This window comes from Frankia sp. CcWB2 (genome assembly GCF_977927585.1).
On the sequence record NZ_CDWRCM010000013.1, the window covers coordinates 23,209 to 25,819 of the forward strand.

General features: G+C 69.5%; 2 protein-coding genes. Both read right to left on the bottom strand.

Annotated elements, in window-relative coordinates; genetic code table 11:
* Nucleotides 1-457: 457 nt before the first annotated feature.
* On the bottom strand, nt 458-1,045 hold the full coding sequence (leuD, locus tag ACY45C_RS02940) for a 3-isopropylmalate dehydratase small subunit (protein ID WP_462186120.1): 588 nt from the start codon (nt 1,043-1,045) through the stop codon (nt 458-460).
* A gap of 83 nt (nt 1,046-1,128) precedes the next feature.
* Complete coding sequence (gene leuC / locus ACY45C_RS02945; protein WP_462186121.1) at nt 1,129-2,526, bottom strand: 3-isopropylmalate dehydratase large subunit; 1,398 nt, start codon at nt 2,524-2,526, stop codon at nt 1,129-1,131.
* Between the last annotated feature and the right edge of the window lie 85 nt (nt 2,527-2,611).

Genomic DNA, 2,611 nt, shown 5'->3' on the forward strand with positions numbered 1-2,611 from the left:
CGCTGCACCGTAGGCATCTCCACTGTCGAGGGCAATTCCCGTGAGCGTGTCGCGTCACACAAACCCGCACGTCAACGGGTTCGCTCCGGTGGGCGACGGGATGCGTAGGGTCCGGCCGGCATAGCCCGTTCGGCAGATTCATTACGTTCAGTAGCGAGAATTGCCTTTCGGTTTGGGCGCAATGTCACCCTTTGGTAGCCGGATGCCCCCGGCCTCGCCGATACCACTCCGATGGGTAGCTGCCCGGACGCCAGCCGCGACAGTCGATTCATCCCCCTCGGAGACGATCAATTCCCCCCGATGCGCCCGCCACCCATCTCACCCTCCCGAATGTGAGATATGACACGCGCCACCGTGAACCCTCGGCCAGGACCGGATCCGACCCTGTCCCGGCGGATGGTGCGTACTCGGGAACCGGCGCACCCGGACACCGGTGACCGGGTGACAGCCCCGGGCGTTAGGCGGTGGTCGGCGACCAGGCGGGCCGGCCAGCCTCGAAAGAGGTGATCATCTCTTCGTGGCGAAGGGTCAGCCCGACGTCGTCGAGCCCCTCCATCAACCGCCAGCGGGTGAAGTCGTCGAGGTCGAAGGTGGCCACCAGCCCCGCGCCCCGGACCTCGCGCGCAACGAGATCAACAGTGATCTCGATCGTGGGATCCGCCTCGACGGCGGACATGAGTGCCTCGACCGTCTCAGCCGGCAGCTGCACCGGCAACAGTCCGTTGCCGAGGGCGTTGCCGCGGAAGATGTCCGCGAACCGGGGCGAGAGCACGGCACCGAACCCATAGTCCTGCAGCGCCCAGACGGCGTGCTCCCGCGAGGAACCGGTGCCGAAGTCCGGGCCGGCCAGCAGGATCGACGCCGCGGCGTACACCGGGTTGTTCAGCACGAAGCCGTCGTCGGCGCGCCACTGCGCGAACAGGCCGGCGCCGAACCCCGTCCGCTCGATCCGCTTGAGCCACTCACTCGGAATGATCTGATCGGTATCGACGTCGCTGCGGCGCAGCGGCACCGCGCGCCCGGTGTGAATCGTGAACGCCTCCATCGCGGAAACGCTCCCCTCTCGAAGAAGTCGTGGATGAACGACGGTCGCCGTCGTGCGTGGACCGACGATCCACGCCGGGCGCGCTACAGATCCGCCGGAGCGGTCAGCCGACCGGTCACGGCGGTGGCCGCGGCGACCGCGGGCGAGACGAGATGGGTGCGCCCACCCGGCCCCTGCCGGCCTTCGAAGTTGCGGTTCGACGTCGAGGCACTGCGCTCGCCGGGCCGGAGCGTGTCGGGGTTCATGCCGAGGCACATCGAACAGCCGGCGCTGCGCCACTGCGCTCCCGCAGCCCGAAAGACCTCGTCGAGCCCCTCCGCCTCGGCCTGCGCCTTCACCGCCATGGAGCCGGGAACGACCAGGACCCGGACCCCCTCGCTCACCCGCCGGCCGCGCAGCACGTCGGCGGCGGCGCGCAGGTCGCTCAGGCGCCCGTTGGTGCACGATCCGATGAACACCGTGTCGACGGCGACGTCGGACAACGGGGTGCCGGGGGTGAGGCCCATGTAGGTCAGCGCTCGTTCGACCGAGGCCCGCGCGGCCGCGTCCGGGTAGTCGGCGGGCGCGGGAACCAGCGATCCGAGCGGTGCGGCCTGGCCCGGGTTGGTGCCCCAGGTGACGTAGGGCGTGAGGCTCACGGCATCGATCACGACCTCCCGGTCGAAGGCCGCGTCGGAGTCGGAGGCGAGGGTACGCCAGTAGGCCACCGCTTCCTCCCAGGCGGCACCGGTGGCGACATGCGGCCGCCCGGCGAGATACTCGAACGTGACGTCGTCGGGCGCGATCATCCCGGCGCGCGCGCCGGCCTCGATGGACATGTTGCAGACCGTCATCCGGCCCTCCATCGGCAGGGCCCGGATCGCCGCACCGCGGTACTCGATGACGTGGCCGGCACCACCGCCGGTGCCGATCCGCGCAATGATCGCCAGGATGAGATCCTTCGCGGTGACCCCGACGGGCAGGTCGCCTGCCACGGTGATCGCCGTCGTCTTCGGCCTGCGCTGCGGCAACGTCTGGGTCGCGAGGACGTGCTCGACCTGGCTGGTGCCGATCCCGAAAGCCAGCGCCCCGAACGCGCCATGGGTGGAGGTGTGGCTGTCACCGCAAACGATCGTCATGCCGGGCTGGGACAGCCCGAGCTGTGGGCCGACGACGTGCACGATGCCCTGGCCCGGGTCGTTCATCGGGTACAGCCGCACCCCAAACTCGGCGCAGTTCTTCCGCAGCGCCTCCACCTGAGCCGCCGAGATCGGATCGGCGATCGGCGCCAGCGTGTCGGTGGTGGGGACGTTGTGATCCTCGGTGGCGAGGGTCAGCTCCGGACGCCGCACGGGCCGCCCGGCCAGCCGCAGGGCCTCGAACGCCTGCGGCGAGGTGACCTCGTGAACCAGGTGCAGATCGATGTACAGCAGATCCGGTTCGCCGTCGGCGCGCCGCACCACGTGGGCGTCCCAGACCTTTTCCGCAAGTGTGCGCCCCATGGTCGACCCATTCTCCCCTCTTCTGGCGTGGCGATGAGCTTCCCTGCCCCACAGCCTGTTGTCTCATGATGTGGGATGACAGTAT